The sequence below is a fragment of the Streptomyces kanasensis genome (genome assembly GCF_043077165.1).
In the GTDB taxonomy this organism is placed as follows: Bacteria; Actinomycetota; Actinomycetes; order Streptomycetales; family Streptomycetaceae; genus Streptomyces; species Streptomyces changanensis.
Genome location: NZ_JBIBSF010000006.1, coordinates 436,050 through 451,225, shown reverse-complemented (window position 1 = coordinate 451,225; position 15,176 = coordinate 436,050). Strand labels below are relative to the sequence as shown.

Annotated in this window: 9 protein-coding genes; 6 read left to right on the top strand and 3 right to left on the bottom strand. The window is 74.3% G+C overall.

Annotation, left to right across the window (positions count from 1 at the left end; translation table 11 throughout):
• Window positions 1-34: 34 nt before the first annotated feature.
• The 4 genes from ACF053_RS18235 to ACF053_RS18220 all read left to right on the top strand — a co-directional run bounded on the left by ACF053_RS18235 (window position 35) and on the right by ACF053_RS18220 (window position 9,255).
• Window positions 35-1,111 carry a LacI family DNA-binding transcriptional regulator gene (locus ACF053_RS18235; RefSeq protein ID WP_391954853.1) on the top strand — a complete coding sequence of 359 codons (1,077 nt, stop codon included), beginning with the start codon at window positions 35-37 and terminating at the stop codon, window positions 1,109-1,111.
• A 474-nt stretch (window positions 1,112-1,585) separates the two neighbouring features.
• Window positions 1,586-3,289 carry a carbohydrate-binding module family 20 domain-containing protein gene (locus ACF053_RS18230; RefSeq protein WP_391954823.1) on the top strand — a complete coding sequence of 568 codons (1,704 nt, stop codon included), beginning with the start codon at window positions 1,586-1,588 and terminating at the stop codon, window positions 3,287-3,289.
• Window positions 3,290-3,422: 133 nt separating this feature from the next.
• Window positions 3,423-8,750, top strand: a complete 5,328-nt coding sequence (gene pulA, locus ACF053_RS18225) for a pullulanase-type alpha-1,6-glucosidase (protein ID WP_391954822.1) — start codon at window positions 3,423-3,425, stop codon at window positions 8,748-8,750.
• A 154-nt stretch (window positions 8,751-8,904) separates the two neighbouring features.
• Window positions 8,905-9,255, top strand: a complete 351-nt coding sequence (locus ACF053_RS18220; RefSeq protein ID WP_391954821.1) for a 5-carboxymethyl-2-hydroxymuconate Delta-isomerase — start codon at window positions 8,905-8,907, stop codon at window positions 9,253-9,255.
• On the opposite strand, the gene ACF053_RS18215 is transcribed toward ACF053_RS18220, so the two are convergent.
• Complete coding sequence (locus ACF053_RS18215; RefSeq protein WP_391954820.1) at window positions 9,240-10,070, bottom strand: TetR/AcrR family transcriptional regulator; 831 nt, start codon at window positions 10,068-10,070, stop codon at window positions 9,240-9,242. The two genes, ACF053_RS18220 and ACF053_RS18215, sit on opposite strands and share 16 nt — an antisense overlap.
• Before the next feature lie 62 nt (window positions 10,071-10,132).
• Here ACF053_RS18215 and ACF053_RS18210 point away from each other — a divergent pair, with 62 nt between their 5' ends.
• The gene (locus ACF053_RS18210) at window positions 10,133-10,519 is read left to right on the top strand and encodes a hypothetical protein (RefSeq protein ID WP_391954819.1); all 387 of its coding nucleotides are present in this window, start codon (window positions 10,133-10,135) and stop codon (window positions 10,517-10,519) included.
• Window positions 10,520-10,763: 244 nt separating this feature from the next.
• On the opposite strand, the gene ACF053_RS18205 is transcribed toward ACF053_RS18210, so the two are convergent.
• Window positions 10,764-12,764, bottom strand: a complete 2,001-nt coding sequence (locus ACF053_RS18205) for a hypothetical protein (RefSeq protein ID WP_391954852.1) — start codon at window positions 12,762-12,764, stop codon at window positions 10,764-10,766.
• 166 nt (window positions 12,765-12,930) lie between these two features.
• Here ACF053_RS18205 and ACF053_RS18200 point away from each other — a divergent pair, with 166 nt between their 5' ends.
• A complete protein-coding gene (locus ACF053_RS18200) occupies window positions 12,931-13,398 on the top strand; it encodes a hypothetical protein (protein ID WP_391954818.1) in 468 nt (155 codons plus the stop codon).
• 127 nt (window positions 13,399-13,525) lie between these two features.
• Here ACF053_RS18200 and ACF053_RS18195 read toward each other — a convergent pair whose 3' ends face one another.
• A complete protein-coding gene (locus tag ACF053_RS18195) occupies window positions 13,526-15,064 on the bottom strand; it encodes a DUF1996 domain-containing protein (protein ID WP_391954817.1) in 1,539 nt (512 codons plus the stop codon).
• Between the last annotated feature and the right edge of the window lie 112 nt (window positions 15,065-15,176).

The following is a 15,176-nucleotide window of genomic DNA, read 5'->3' as shown; positions in this document are numbered from 1 at the left end:
CGGCCCGGGGGGGGGGGCCCGGGCCCCCGGGGTTGTGGGGGGGGGTGGCCCCCCCCGGGGGGGGGGGGGCGCGGGCCACCGCCCCGCCGCCCCCCCGCGGCTCGCGGACATCGCGGCGCAGGCCGGGGTGAGCGAGGCGACCGTCAGCCGCGTCCTCAACGGCAAGGCGGGCGTGGCCGCGCCGACCCGCCACCGGGTGCTCGCCGCGCTGGACGTCCTCGGCTACGAGCGGCCCGTGCGGCTCAGGCAGCGCAGCGCGGGCCTCGTCGGCCTGCTCGTGCCCGAGCTGACCAACCCGATCTTCCCGGCGTTCGCCCAGGTCATCGAGCAGGTCCTCGCCGGGTACGGGTACACGCCGGTGCTGTGCACCCAACTGCCCGGGGGCGCGACCGAGGACGAGCTGGTCGAGCAGTTGGAGGAGCGCGGCGTCACCGGCATCGTGTTCCTCTCCGGCCTGCACGCCGACACCAGCGCCGACCCCTCCCGCTACGAGCGGCTGGCGGCCCGCGGCGTGCCGTTCGTCCTCATCAACGGCTACAACGAGCGCGTCGACGCCCACTTCGTCTCGCCCGACGACCGGGCGGCGGCGCGCATGGCCGTCCGTCACCTGGTGGAGCTGGGCCACGAGCGCATCGGCCTCGCCATCGGCCCCACCCGCTACGTCCCGGCCCGCCGCAAGGCCGAGGGGTTCGTCTCCGCGCTGCACCGGATGCTGGGCGTGGAGCCCGAGCGGGCCCGGACGTTCGTCCGGCCGACGCTGTTCGGCGTCGAGGGTGGGCACGCGGCGGCCGACGTCCTGCTGGACCAGGGGTGCACGGGCATCGTGTGCGGCAGCGACCTGATGGCCCTGGGCGCGATCCGCGCCGTACGCGCCCGGGGGCTGGACGTGCCGTCGGACGTGTCGGTGGTCGGCTTCGACGACTCGCCGCTCATCGCCTTCACGGACCCGCCGTTGACGACGGTCCGGCAGCCGGTCCGGGCGATGGCGACGGCCGCGGTCGACGCGCTGCTGGAGGAGATCGAGGGGAACCCGGTGCAGCGAACGGAGTTCGTCTTCCAACCGGAGCTGGTCGTCCGCGGCTCCACGTCGTCCCCACCGCCGCGTTCCTGACCGCGGGAGGCCGTCCCCGCCACCGCGCGGAGGCGGCGGACGGCGTCAGCCCCGGGTGCCTCGGGACATGGGTGTCCGAGGAGGCCCGGGGCTTCGCCCTGTGCTGGGCGGCGGGGTCTTCTTCGAGCCCCGGGCCTCCCGGTCCGACCGGCCCGGCCGGCCGGGCGCGTGGGGTCGACCGGACCGGCCGCCCCCCGGCCGGCCGGACCGGAGTCGTCGTTGAACGTAACACCACTGCAATACCTTGCGAAAGGGTTTGCAGCCGGGGAACGCAGGAGGTTTCCGCGCTGTGACCCCGAAGTGAGCGGAGTGTGTCCCAGGGGTTGACCTGGTGCCGGGGGGCTCGTACGGTCACGACCGAAAACCGTTGCTGCCGTCTTGCAGCAAGAAGATTCAACCGGCCTTGCGGGCATGGCGCGTTGCCGTACGAGGCTGCCCCCACAGCATCCGCACCTCCCTTCCCCAGGAGGAGACATGGCCAGAAGAACCGTGGCCGCCGCCCTCGCCCTCGTGGCGGGAGCCGCAGCCGGCGTCACGGCGCCGAGCCAGGCCCAGGCCGCCGCACCCGGAGACAAGGACGTCACCGCGGTGATGTTCGAGTGGAAGTTCGCGTCGGTCGCCAAGGCCTGCACGGACACGCTCGGTCCCGCCGGGTACGGCTACGTACAGGTCTCGCCCCCGCAGGAGCGCGTCCAGGGCTCCGCGTGGTGGACCGCCTACCAGCCCGTCAGCTACCGGATAGCGGGCCCCCTCGGGGACCGCGCCGCGTTCAGGAACATGGTCGACACCTGCCACGCCGCGGGCGTCAAGGTCATCGCCGACGCCGTGATCAACCACATGTCGGCCGGCAGCGGCACGGGCACCGGAGGGTCCCCGTACACCAAGTACGGCTACCCGGGCGTCTACTCCGCCCCGGACTTCGACAACTGCACGGCGGAGGTCACCAACTACCAGGACCGCTTCAACGTCCAGCAGTGCGAACTGGTCGGCCTCGCCGACCTGGACACCGGCGAGGAGTACGTCCGGGGCCGGATCGCCGCGTACCTCAACGACCTCCTGTCGCTCGGCGTCGACGGCTTCCGCATCGACGCGGTGAAGCACATGCCCGCCGCGGACCTGGTGAACATCAAGTCGCGGCTGACCAACCCGAACGCCTACTGGAAGCAGGAGGCCATCTTCGGCGCCGGCGAGGCCGTCTCGCCGAGCGAGTACCTCGGCACCGGCGACGTCCAGGAGTTCCGCTACGCCCGGGACCTCAAGCGCGTCTTCACCGGCGAGCAGCTCGCCCACCTGAAGACCTTCGGGGAGAGCTGGGGGTACATGCCCTCCGGCCAGGCCGGCGTCTTCGTCGACAACCACGACACCGAGCGCAACGGCGAGACGCTCACCTACAAGTCCGGCGCGAGCTACACCCTCGCGAACGTCTTCATGCTCGCCTGGCCCTACGGCTCCCCGGACGTCCACTCCGGCTACGAGTGGTCGAACAAGGACGCCGGCGCCCCGGGCGGCGGCCAGGTCGACGCCTGCTACAGCGGCGGCTGGAAGTGCCAGCACGACTGGCGCGAGATCAAGTCGATGGTCGCCTTCCGGAACGTGGCCCGCGGTCAGGGCGTCACGAACTGGTGGGACAACGGCAACGACGCCATCGCGTTCGGCCGCGGCACCAAGGCGTTCGTCGCGATCAACCAGGAGACCGGCCCGCTCACCCGCACCTTCCAGACCTCGCTGCCCGCCGGCACGTACTGCGACGTCCAGCGGAACGCGCCGGTCACCGTCGACGGCTCCGGCCGGTTCACCGCCACGCTCGGCGCGAACACCGCCCTCGCCCTGCACGCCGGCGCCCGGGTCTGCGGCGGCGACCCCACCACCGAGCCGGACCCGGTCACCACCGGCGCCGCGTTCCAGGTGAACGCCACCACGGCGATGGGCGAGAACATCCACGTCACCGGGGACCACCCCGCCCTCGGGAACTGGAACCCCGCCGGCGCCCCCAAGCTCGACCCGGCCGCCTACCCGGTGTGGAAGCGCACCGTGAGCCTGCCGCCCGGCACCGTCTTCTCGTACAAGTACGTCCGCAAGGACGCCGCCGGGAACGTCACCTGGGAGAGCGGCGCCAACCGCGTCGCGACCGTCCCGTCCAGCGGGACCGTGACCCTCTCCGACACCTGGCGGAACTGACCCGCACCACCCCCGCCCCGCACCCGCTCCGGGTGCGGGGCCTCTTCTCCGCACACCTCACCGAGGAGAACCCGCCTTGATACGCCCCCGCCCCCCGGCGCGCCACCGGCGGCGACGCCCGACGCGCGGTACGGTGGCCGCCCTCGTGGCGGCGACGCTCACCGCGCTCGCCGTCCCGGCCGCCGTACCGGCGAACGCCGCGCCCAAGCCGCCCGCGCCGCCCTCCGACCGGCGGCTGGCCGCCGAGCCGGCCCGGCACGACCTGACGCGCGAGCAGTTCTACTTCGTCCTGCCCGACCGCTTCGCCAACGGCGACCGGCGCAACGACCGCGGCGGGCTGACCGGCTCGCGGCTCTCCCACGGCTTCGACCCGACCGACAAGGGCTTCTACCAGGGCGGCGACCTCAAGGGCCTCACCGAGCGGCTGGACTACGTCAAGGGCCTCGGCACCACCGCGATCTGGCTCGCCCCGATCTTCAAGAACCAGCCCGTGCAGGGCGAGGGCGAGAACGCGTCCGCCGGCTACCACGGTTACTGGATCACGGACTTCACCCAGGTCGACCCGCACTTCGGCACCAACGACGACCTGCGCACGCTCATCGACCGCGCCCACGCCAAGGGCATGAAGGTCTTCTTCGACGTCATCACCAACCACACCGCCGACGTCGTGGACTACGAGGAGAAGACCTACGGGTACCTCTCCAAGGGCGCCTTCCCGTACCTGGCGCGGGACGGCCGGCCCTTCGACGACACCGCGTACGCCGACGGCACGCGCCGCTTCCCGAGGACCGGCCCCGGCACCTTCCCCCGCACCCCCGTCGTCCCCGCCGCCAAGAAGGACCTGAAGGTCCCGGCCTGGCTCAACGACCCGGCGATGTACCACAACCGGGGCGACTCCACCTTCGCCGGCGAGTCCTCCACCCACGGCGACTTCGTCGGCCTGGACGACCTGTGGACCGAGCGCCCCGAGGTCGTCGAGGGCATGGAGAGGATCTACCAGCGCTGGGTGCGCGACTTCGGCATCGACGGCTTCCGCATCGACACGGTCAAGCACGTCAACACCGAGTTCTGGACGCAGTGGGCCACCGCCCTCGACGCGTACGCCGCCGAGCGCGGCCGTGACGACTTCTTCATGTTCGGCGAGGTGTACTCGGCCGACACCTCCGTCACCTCGCACTACGTCCGCGAGGGCCGGCTCGATGCGACGCTGGACTTCCCCTTCCAGGAGGCCGTGCGGCAGTACGCCTCCCAGGGCGCCCCGGCGACGGAGCTGCGCTCGCTCTTCGCGGACGACCACAAGTACACGACCGACAAGGCCAACGCCTACGAGTCGGTCAACTTCCTCGGCAACCACGACATGGGGCGCTTCGGCGCGTTCCTCCGGCAGGACAACGCCGGCGCCGGCGACGCCGAGCTCCTGCGGCGCTATCGCCTGGCCAACGAGCTGATGTTCCTCGGCCGGGGCAACCCGGTCGTCTACTACGGCGACGAGCAGGGCTACACCGGGCCCGGCGGCGACAAGGACGCCCGCCAGACCCTCTTCGCGTCGAAGACCGCCGACTACCTCGACGACGACCAGCTCGGCACCGACCGCACCCACGCGGCCGACGCGTACGACCCGGCGCACCCGCTCTACCGGCAGATCGCCTCGCTCGCCGCGCTCCGCAAGGCCCACCCGGCCCTCGCGGACGGCGTGCAGATCGAGCGCCACGCCGACCCGGGCGCCGGTGTCTACGCCTTCTCCCGCTTCGACACCGGGGCGCGGCACCGCACCGAGTACGTCGTCGCGGTGAACAACGCGACCACCGCGAGGACCGTCGAGCTGACCACCGAGTCGGCGGGCACCTCCTTCCGCACCGTCCACGGCGGCACCGCCACGGCGACCAGCGGCACCGACCGGAAGATCACCGTCACCGTCCCGGCACTCGCCTCCGTCGTCCTGAAGGCCGACCGGCCCCTCGCCGCCCCGGCCACCGCCCCCACCGTCGACCTCACGGCCCCCGCCGCCGGAGCCTCCGGCACGGTCCGGGTCGCCGCCGACGTCGACGGCGGGCAGCTGAACCGGGTCGTCTTCGCCGCCCAGCAGGGCAACGGGGCGTGGCAGGTACTCGGTTCCGCCGACCACGCGCCGTACACGGTCACCCACCGCATCACCGCCCCGGCCGGCACCCCCGTCCGCTACAAGGCCGTCGTCGTCGACACCAGGGGGCGCACGGCGAGCGACCTGGCCGCCACCACCGCGGGTCAGGCGCCGAAGCCGGGCAGGCCCGGCGCCGTCGACCGCGACCACGCCGTCGTCCACTACCAGCGGCCCGACGGCGACTACGACGGCTGGCAGCTGCGGACGGGGTCCACGACCGCCGCCTTCACCGGCCGCGACGCGTACGGCGCGTTCGCCTGGGTCAAGCTGGAGGACGGCGCGACGTCCGTCCCGTACACCGTCGAGAAGAACGGCACCACCGACGGCCCGCAGCGCACGGTGGACCTCGCCGCCACCGGCGAGGTGTGGATCGAGCAGGGCTCCGACGGGCAGGCGGACAAGGCCCCCGACGGCGCCTACCCGCCGCAGGACCAGGGCAAGGCCGTCATCCACTACCACCGCCCCGACGGGGACTACGACGGCTGGGGCCTGCACACCTGGACCGGCGCCGCGACCCCCACCGACTGGTCCAAGCCGCTCCAGCCGGTGCGGAAGGACGCCTTCGGCGCCACCTTCGAGGTACCGCTCGCCGCCGGGGCCACGTCCCTGAGCTACATCGTCCACAAGGGCGACGAGAAGGACGTCCCCGCCGACCGGTCCCTCGACTTCGGCACCCACGGCAAGGAGGTCTGGCTCCTCACCGGGGACACCGGCTACCTGCTGCCCACCACGGGCGCCGCGCCGGTCCTCGACCTCACCGAGGCCGAGGCCCAGTGGATCGACGCCGACACCGTCGTCTGGAAGGTGAAGGCCGCGCCCGGCACCAGCACCCAGCTCGTGTACGACCGGAACGGCTCGATCACCGCCACCGACGGCGCCCTCTCCGACGAGGGCCGCTGGCTGCGGCTGAACCCGGGCACGCTCACGGACGCGCAGAAGGCGAAGCACCCGCACCTGAAGGAGTACCCCGCCTTCACCCTCGACCCGCGCGACCGCGACCGGGTGCGCGAGGCCCTGCGGGGCCAGCTGATCGCGACCCACCGCGCCGCCAACGGCGCCCTGCTCGCCGCCACCGGCGTCCAGATCCCGGGCGTCCTCGACGACCTGTACGGCACGGAGGCGCGGCGGGCCGCCCTCGGGCCCGTGTTCCGCACGGGCACACCGACCCTGTCCCTCTGGGCGCCCACCGCCCAGGGCGTCGCCCTCGAACTCGACGGCCGGCGCGTGCCGATGAAGCGGGACGCGACCACCGGCGTCTGGTCGGTCACCGGCAACAGGAGCTGGAAGGACAAGCCCTACCGGTACGAGGTGAAGGTCTGGGCGCCCACCGTCGGCAAGGTCGTCACCAACAAGGTCACCGACCCCTACGCCACCGCCCTCACCGCCGACTCCGCCCGCAGCCTGGTCACCGACCTCGCCGACCCGAGGCTCGCCCCCAAGGGCTGGACCACGCTCAGGAAGCCCGCCGCCACCCCGCTGCGGGACGCGCAGATCCAGGAGCTGCACGTCCGCGACTTCTCCGTCGCCGACCGCACCTCCAAGCACCCGGGCGGCTACCTGGCCTTCACCGACGGCACGTCGGACGGCATGAAGCACCTGAAGGAGCTGGCCGCGAGCGGCACCTCGTACGTGCACCTGCTGCCCGTCTTCGACATCGGCACCATCCCCGAGAAGAAGTCCGGCCAGACCACGCCCGACTGCGACCTGAAGGCGTACGCCCCCGACTCCGACGCGCAGCAGGCGTGCGTGTCCGAGGCGGCCGCCAGGGACGCGTTCAACTGGGGCTACGACCCGCTGCACCACACCGTCCCCGAGGGCTCCTACGCCTCCGACCCGGACGGCACGCGCCGCACGGTCGAGTTCCGGCAGATGGTCCAGGGCCTCAACGGGGCCGGGCTGCGCACCGTCATGGACGTGGTCTACAACCACACCGTGGCGAGCGGCCAGTCGGAGAAGTCGGTCCTCGACCGGATCGTCCCCGGCTACTACCAGCGGCTCCTCCCCGACGGCTCCGTCGCCACCTCCACGTGCTGCGCCAACACCGCGCCCGAGCACACCATGATGGGCAAGCTCGTCGTGGACTCGATCGTCACGTGGGCCAAGCAGTACAAGGTCGACGGCTTCCGCTTCGACCTGATGGGCCACCACCCCAAGGCCAACATGCTGGAGGTGCGCGAGGCCCTCGACGCGCTGACCGTCGCCAAGGACGGCGTCGACGGCAAGAAGATCATCCTGTACGGCGAGGGCTGGAACTTCGGGGAGGTCGCCGACGACGCCCGCTTCGTCCAGGCCACCCAGAAGAACATGGCCGGCACCGGCATCGCGACCTTCTCCGACCGCGCCCGCGACGCCGTGCGCGGCGGCGGACCGTTCGACGCCGACCCCGGAGTCCAGGGCTTCGCCTCCGGTCTGTTCACCGACCCCAACGCGTCCAAGGCCAACGGCACCCCGGCCGAGCAGAAGGCCCGCCTCCTGCACTACCAGGACCTCATCAAGGTCGGCCTCTCCGGGAACCTCGCCGGCTACACCTTCACCGACACCTCGGGCCGGAAGGTCAAGGGCTCCGAGGTCGACTACAACGGTGCCCCCGCCGGCTACGCCGCCGCCCCCGGCGACGCCCTCGCCTACGCGGACGCCCACGACAACGAGACCCTGTTCGACGCGCTGGCGTTCAAGCTCCCCGCCGGCACGTCCCCCGACGACCGGGCGCGGATGCAGGTCCTCGCCATGGCGACCGCCACGCTCTCCCAGGGCCCCGCCCTGTCCCAGGCCGGCACGGACCTGCTGCGCTCCAAGTCGCTGGACCGCAACTCCTACGACAGCGGCGACTGGTTCAACGTCCTGAACTGGGACTGCCGGGCCGGCAACGGCTTCGGGCGCGGCCTGCCGCCGGCGGCCGACAACAAGGACAAGTGGTCCTTCGGGAAGCCGCTGCTGACCTCCCCGTCCCTCACGGTCGGCTGCCCGCAGATCACCGGGGCCTCCGCCGCCTACCGCGACCTGCTGAAGCTCCGCACGACGGAGCAGGCGTTCAGCCTGTCCACGGCCGACGCGGTGCAGACCGCGCTGTCCTTCCCGCTCTCCGGCCGGGACGAGACCCCGGGCGTGATCACCATGCGTCTCGGTGACCTCGTCGTGGTCTTCAACGCCACGCCGCAGCGGCAGGACCAGCGGGTCACGGCGCTCGCCGGCCGGGACCACGCCCTGCACCCGGTGCAGGCGGGCGGTGCGGACGCCGTCGTCAAGGCGTCCCGGTACGACGCGGCGACGGGCACCTTCACCGTCCCGGCCCGCACGGTCGCGGTCTTCACCGCCCGCTGACCGCCTGCTGACCGGCCGCCGGCCGGTCATCCCCGGACGACGGCGCCCCGCTCCCCCCGGAGCGGGGCGCCGTCGTCGTACGGGCGGGGCGGCCCCCGTCCCGGCATCCGGGCACCGCTTGTGCGCGCGCCCGGCGGGGGGCGAGGGTGGGGCCATGCCGCAGATCACCGTCGACTACTCCGCCGCCCTCGACGACACCTTCGACCGCCGGGGCTACGCCCGCGCCCTGCACCCGGTGGTCGTCGCGACGGTCGCCGCCCGCACCGAGGCGTGCAAGACCCGCACGCGCCGCACCGAGGACTTCACCGTCGGGGACGGCACGGGTCGCGACGCCGTGGTCCACGTGGAGGTCGCCCTGCTCGCCGGCCGCACGGAGGAGGCGAAGGCGCGCCTGTCGGAGGCCGCGGCCGCGCTCGTACGGGACTTCCTGAAGCCGGTCGAGGGGCTCACCGTGCACGTCTCCGCTGAGGTCAGGGACCTCGACGCGTCCTACCGCAAGGCCTGACCCGCCGGCACCCCACCGACCGCGGCCGGTACGGGGGCACCGGCCGTCGCCGCGGTCCCCGTCGTGGCCGTGGCCGTCGTGGCCGTCGCCGTCGCTGTCGCGAGGAGCGCGGCGAGCCGTCCCACCAGGTCGCCGAACGGCCCGTCGGCCGGCTCGTCGGCGAGCATGCGGGTCACGAGGGCGGCCATGTCGGCGTCGTACGCGGCGCTCACCGCCGCCAGCGCCGCGAAGTCGTGCACCAGCTGCACCTCCAGCTCGCCACGCGGCACCCGGCGCCCGTCCAGCCAGATCAGCGCCGTCGACTCGGCCAGCGCCACCCACGACCGCACCACCAGGTCCAGCCGGGCGGGCGGGGTGCCGCGCACGCCGAGGTGGTCCAGGATCTGATTCCGCGCGGCCCGCCGCACCTCGTCGATCATCGCGTACGCGGCGGGCACCGCGCCGTCCGCGCGGGCTCCGGCCGCGAAACCGGCGGGCCCGCCGCGCATCAGGGCGGAGAAGCCCGGCCCGTGCTCCTCGACGAAGTCGAAGAACCGCCCCATCACGCGCACCAGCCGCGCGCCGAGCGGCCCGTCGTGCGGTTCGGCGAACCGGCTCGCCAGGTCGTCCGCGGCCCGCCGCAGCGCGGCCTCGTACAGGCTCTGCTTGCCGGGGAAGTAGTGGTACACCAGCGGCCGCGAGATGCCCGCGGCGGCGGCGATCTCGTCGATCGACACCTCGTCGGGGGAACGGTTGCTGAACAGCTCCAGCGCGACCCCGATCAACTGCTGGCGGCGCTCCTCGACGCCCATCCGTCTGCGCACCCCGGTCGTCATGCGGACAGCCTAACCGCCGGGCTTCGAACAGAGGTCGCGGCACGGTCCGTTACGCTCCCGGCATGACCACATCGGACCAGGACGGAACGGGCGCGGTGGACGCCCCGGGCACCCCGTCCCCGGACACCCCGCGCACCCCTCCGATACCGGCGCCGGAACCCGCCGACGACGACGCCCCGGAGGAGGCCCGCGACGGGCTGACCCCGCGCCAGGCGCGCCACCTGAGGGTCGCCGTGGCGACGGTCGTCCTGGTGACCCTCGCGGTGGTCCTGGCGCTGCGCCTGGCGAGCCGTACGTCCGTCCTGGTCGTCGGCGTCTACGGACTGGCCATGATCCTGTGCGGCGTGGTGATCGAGCTGAGCCGCCACGGCCGCACCCGGCTGGGCACCTGGCTCCTCGGCACGGGCCTGCTCGCCGCCCTCGTCGCCGACTGGCTCCTGCTGCCGTAACGCCGCCGCACCCTCCGGGACCCGCTGTCGGCACGCGCCGCGGAGGCCCTGTCAGCGCCGGTACGACACGTGCGGCGCCCCGGCGCCCACGGCGGCCGGCGCCGACCGGCCCGCCGCGGGAGGGCCCGCCGCCCCGCCGCAGGACGGCCCGGCCGGGTCAGGCCCGACCGGAAGTGCCCCGGCCGGGGCACCGCAACCGCGGTGGCGCCACCCCGGCCCGCCGGACCGGGCCGGTCGTCGGCGGTCAGCGCAGGGCGTCGATCCGGGTCCCGTCCTCCAACGTCCCGGAGAGCTCGGCCCGCGCCCCCCGCTCCGCCTCGACGGCCAGCAACCGCCCCTCGGAACGCCCCTCCACGCCGCCCGACGTCGCCAGCGACGCCACCCGCGCACTGCCCGCCGCGAGCACGTACCACCGGTCGTCGGGGTCCTTCCACACCACGCCGGCCAGCACGTCCGGCCGGCGGGTGCCGCAGGCCGGGGAGTCCTGGGCCCGCGCCGCGACGGCGCCCGCCGTGACCGGCGCCCCCGGCGGGGCCTCCGGCGCGGGCGCCTGGAACTGGGCCAGCACCCGGCTGCCCGGGCCGCGCCAGGTCTCCGCGCGGGTGCACAGCCACGCCGCCGTACCGGTGCCCGAGCCGGGCAGCTCCTGCTCGGCGAAGCGCCACGAGTTCACCGACCGCACGCCCAGCGCCCGCATCGACGGCAGCAGGCACGCCGTACGCGCCCACTCCAGGCGGGCCCGGCCGCCCGCCACGTCCACCGGGGACGCCGGCGGGCCTGACGTGAGCCGCGCCGGGGCCAGCTCGCCCAGGTCGGTCAGGACCCGCGTCGACACCCCGTCCCGCACCTCCAGCACGTCCCACGAGCGGCAGTCGCTCGCCGCGGCCGGGCTCTGCATCGGCGCCGTCACGCCGTCCGCGTCCCGCTCCAGCGGCCGGGCCGCGTCGTCCGGCACCAGCAGGTCCCGCACGGCCGTGCCGCGCACCCACGGCGCCGTCAGGTAGCGGACGTTGGCGTGCGTGCGCCCCACGACCAGGGCCGCGGAGGACGCCGTGTCCGCCCCGTCCGTCCGGGCGAAGTCCAGCGCCGCCACGTCCGTGCCGTCCTGCGGCTCCGCGTACCGCACCGCCCGCAGCCCGTCGTGGAAGAGCACGACACGGGCGTTGTCCACCTCGCCCGCGAACAGGAGCTGCGGCGGGCCCGCCGGCGGGCCGGGCAGCGTCCCGGGCGTCGCCGACGCCTGCACCTTCGGCCCGGGCCGCGCCCACACCGCCAGCGCCCGCCGCAGCAGCGCCTCGTCGTCGACCAGCCCGCCGCGCGCCGGCCACACCGTGAAGTCCGTGCGCGAGGAGCTCTGCCAGGCGGCGGGCGCGGCCCGGAGCAGCTTCGCCGGGTCGAGCGCCGCCTCCGCGGCCGGGTTGAGCGCGTACGGCGGGGCCGCCGCGCCGTCGGGTCCCCAACCGTCGCCCGGCAGCGCCAGCAGCGCCCCGCACACCACCGCGGCCGCCAGCGCCGCCAGCGCCGCCCGGGTGTGCTGCCGGCGCCGCATCAGGTCGGTGGGCCTGCCCTGGAGCGAGCACGGGTCGAACTCGGGCGACTCCAGCAGCGTGCCGCCGCCCGCCCCGCCCGGCGTCTCCACGCCGTCCGCCTCCGCCAGCGCCGCCTTCGGATCCGCGACCCCGGCCGCGGCCAGCACGCGCCGTACCTCCGCCTCACCCTGCCGCTCCAGGCCCCGCAGCACGTACGCCGCGCGACCGGGCCCCGACAGGGCCGCCAGCCGCTGGTCCAGGGCCAGTTCGTCGGCACCGCCGGACCGGGGGAACAGCCGCAGCCCCCACACCTGCGGCAGCAGCGGCGGCAGCTGCGCCCGCTTCGGCCACCCGCCGCGGCCGAGCGGCAGCCCGGCCTCCAGGGCCTGCCGCAGCACCCGCCCCCGCACGTACGCGTACCCGGGGTCGACGGCGTCCTCCGGGCGGCGCTGCACGGGCATCGCCGCCCCCTCGCCCGCCGCGGCGCGGCGCCGGGGCAGCGACCGCTGGACCAGGGCGTGCGCGGTGAGGACGCGCCGGTGGCGGCCGAGGGCGGGCGGCAGCACCAGATAGGCGATACGGACGAGCCGCGGATAGTGCTCGACGAGCGCCGCCTCGGCCTGTTCCACGTCGACGGGGGCGTGGGTGGCGGCCGCGGCGCCCGGATCGGCGGCCTGACGACTGTGCTGGGCTTCCTGGGTGCTCACGTTCAGCAGAACGAGCGACGGTGGGGATGGTCACCTCCCGCCCCTCATGTCGTTGGCGGCCCCGGGGGCTCCGGACCACCGCGCGGAGGGGGACATTCACGGTGGTTCGGGCGGGCGTCGGGCGTTACCCCGGGTTCGCCCACGGAACAGGGGTGCGAAAAGGCAGCATGGGCGGATGCGTACGGAGCGAACTCGTATGGCCGTGTCCACCGCGACCCTGGTGGCCGTCGCCGCCCTGGCGTCCTGCACCGCGGGCGGAGGGCCGGGCGGGGGAGCCGGCCACGGCGGCGGGGGCGGGCACGCCGCGCCGTCGGCGGCGAGCGGCACCCTGGAGCAGCTGGCGGAGCGCGCCGGGTGCACGCCGGCCGTCCAGACGGACGCCGAGGAACTGCGGCAGGCCGACTGCCGGACGAAGTACGGGCGGTACGTCCTCGCCACCTTCTCCACCGACCGCGGGCAGCGCGAGTGGATCAACACCGCGAAGGACTACGGCGGCAGCTATCTCGTCGGGCGCAAGTGGGTGGCGGTCGCGGAGCCGGCGGTCATAAAGGAGCTGCGCGGCCGGCTCGGTGGTGAGGTCGAGACCGCCGTCCCGCACCAGACGGGGGGCGGGGAGGGGACCTCGGACCACCACGGGAGCTGACCGCGCAGCGGGGGTGTGGGGGGTGTCGGGGTGTGTGGGGGGGTGACGGGGGACGAGGAGTGTGGGGCCCGCGGGCTGTGGGGCCCGCGGGCTGTGGGGCCCGCGGGGGAATCCGCTCCGGCGCCGGTCAGGCGCAGCGGCGTCCGGTGTTGATGCAGCCCACCATCCGCGTCATCAGACGGCTGTCGAAGACGTTGATGAAGTCACCGTGGTCGGTGACCGGCTTGTGGAGCTGCTCGGGGAACGAGTCCACGGCGAAGACGCTCCCCGGCGGCACGTCGTAGACGACCCGCTGCACCAACTGGGGGATGGCGCGGAAGCCGCTCGGACAGCGCCCGTCGTCGTCGGCGAAGGCCACGTGCGTCCGGTGGTTGGCGCTGTCGGTGTTGCGGCCGTCCCAACAGCTCTGGAACCGGAACGTCCGCACCACGTCGCTGCCCTGGGGGCACAGCGGGTACTTGTCGGTCAGCTCCCGGTCCTCCAGGCCGGTGCAGCTCCATGACGCGTTGGCGTTCGTGAGGCCGTTGGTGAACGCCTTGGCGTCGCCCGTGATGATCCGCAGGAACCTGGGCATGGCGGTGACCTGGGACACCGGGCTGCCGACGAAGTCGAGGGTCACCTCGGTCGGGGTGAGGATCCGCCCGACGTTCCGGTCCTTGCCGCCGCCGTCCTCGCCGGCGTCCGCCTCGTCCCGCCCGTCCTGCACGCGCAGCACGGGCCAGTAGTACGTGGACCGGTCGCCCTGGTTGCGGCAGCTGGTCCGGCCGTTCGCCAGGGTCCTGTTGTCGGAGAACGCGTCCGTGGCCTGGTTGCCGACGTAGTCGTGCATGTGGTGGGCGCCGTTGCGGACGCCGGGCGCGACGATGACGTTGTCCGGGTTGAACTTCTTGTTCTCGTTGCGTCCGCACGAGGTGGTGAAGGTGCCCGTGGAGGCGCCGCGCCGCTGCCGCGGCGCCCGGACGTTGGGCTGGACGGAGGCGATGTCGGCGAAGTCGCCCGCGACGGGACCGTTCCCGGCCTGGCCGCCCTGACCGCCCTGGTCCTGACCGTCCTGGTCCCGGCCGTCCTGGTCCTGGCCGTCCTGGTCCTGGTCCTGGCCCTGGTCACCACTCTGGTCCTGGCCGCCGTCCTGACCCTGGCCGTCCTGGCCGTCGCCCTGGTCCTGCTCCTGGCCCTGGGTGTCGTCGCCGCGCAGGGTGCAGGGTGCCAGGCCCTCCATGCCCTGCGGCCGCTCGGCGACCCGGCCGATCGCCACCGCGATGCGCTCGATGCTCGCCAGCCGCTCCTGCCGCAGCGGGCCGAGGATGGCGTTCTCCGCGAACGCGGGGTCCTGCTGGATCCGTTCGCGGGACTGGGCGAGCCGCTGGTACGCGTCGGTGACGCGGTTGTCGATCCGGGCCAGCTCCAGGTCCACCTCCCCGCGCGCCCGGTCGGGCATGTCCTCGGGCAGTCCGTCGGCGACCTCGGGGCAGTCGATGGTCGACGGCTGCTGTCCCGCGTTCCTCACCTCCGGCCGCGCCTGCTGCTGGTCGGAGGGGCCCGAACGGCCCTCTCCCGCCGACGCGTAGACGTTCACCGCCAGCAACCCGCCCCCGCCCAGGACCAGGGCGGCGGTTGCGGCGACGGCCCGGTTGGCCACCGTCGAGCGTTTTCGTGTGCGTCCCATGGAACTCCAATCCCGGCAGGGGAACAGCTCCGTTCCATACGGACGGGACGCCCGCGGCGTTCACCGCCCGCGTGAACGCGGCCCACGGGAGTGGGAACGCGGCCCACGGGCG

What these genes read in the sequence shown, in the direction of transcription:
- ACF053_RS18230 (WP_391954823.1), top strand. Translation starts at nt 1,586, where the DNA reads ATGGCCAGAAGAACCGTGGCCGCCGCCCTCGCCCTCGTGGCGGGAGCC.
- ACF053_RS18220 (WP_391954821.1), top strand. Translation starts at nt 8,905, where the DNA reads ATGCCGCAGATCACCGTCGACTACTCCGCCGCCCTCGACGACACCTTC.
- ACF053_RS18215 (WP_391954820.1), bottom strand. Translation starts at nt 10,070, where the DNA reads ATGACGACCGGGGTGCGCAGACGGATGGGCGTCGAGGAGCGCCGCCAG.
- ACF053_RS18210 (WP_391954819.1), top strand. Translation starts at nt 10,133, where the DNA reads ATGACCACATCGGACCAGGACGGAACGGGCGCGGTGGACGCCCCGGGC.
- ACF053_RS18200 (WP_391954818.1), top strand. Translation starts at nt 12,931, where the DNA reads ATGCGTACGGAGCGAACTCGTATGGCCGTGTCCACCGCGACCCTGGTG.
- ACF053_RS18195 (WP_391954817.1), bottom strand. Translation starts at nt 15,064, where the DNA reads ATGGGACGCACACGAAAACGCTCGACGGTGGCCAACCGGGCCGTCGCC.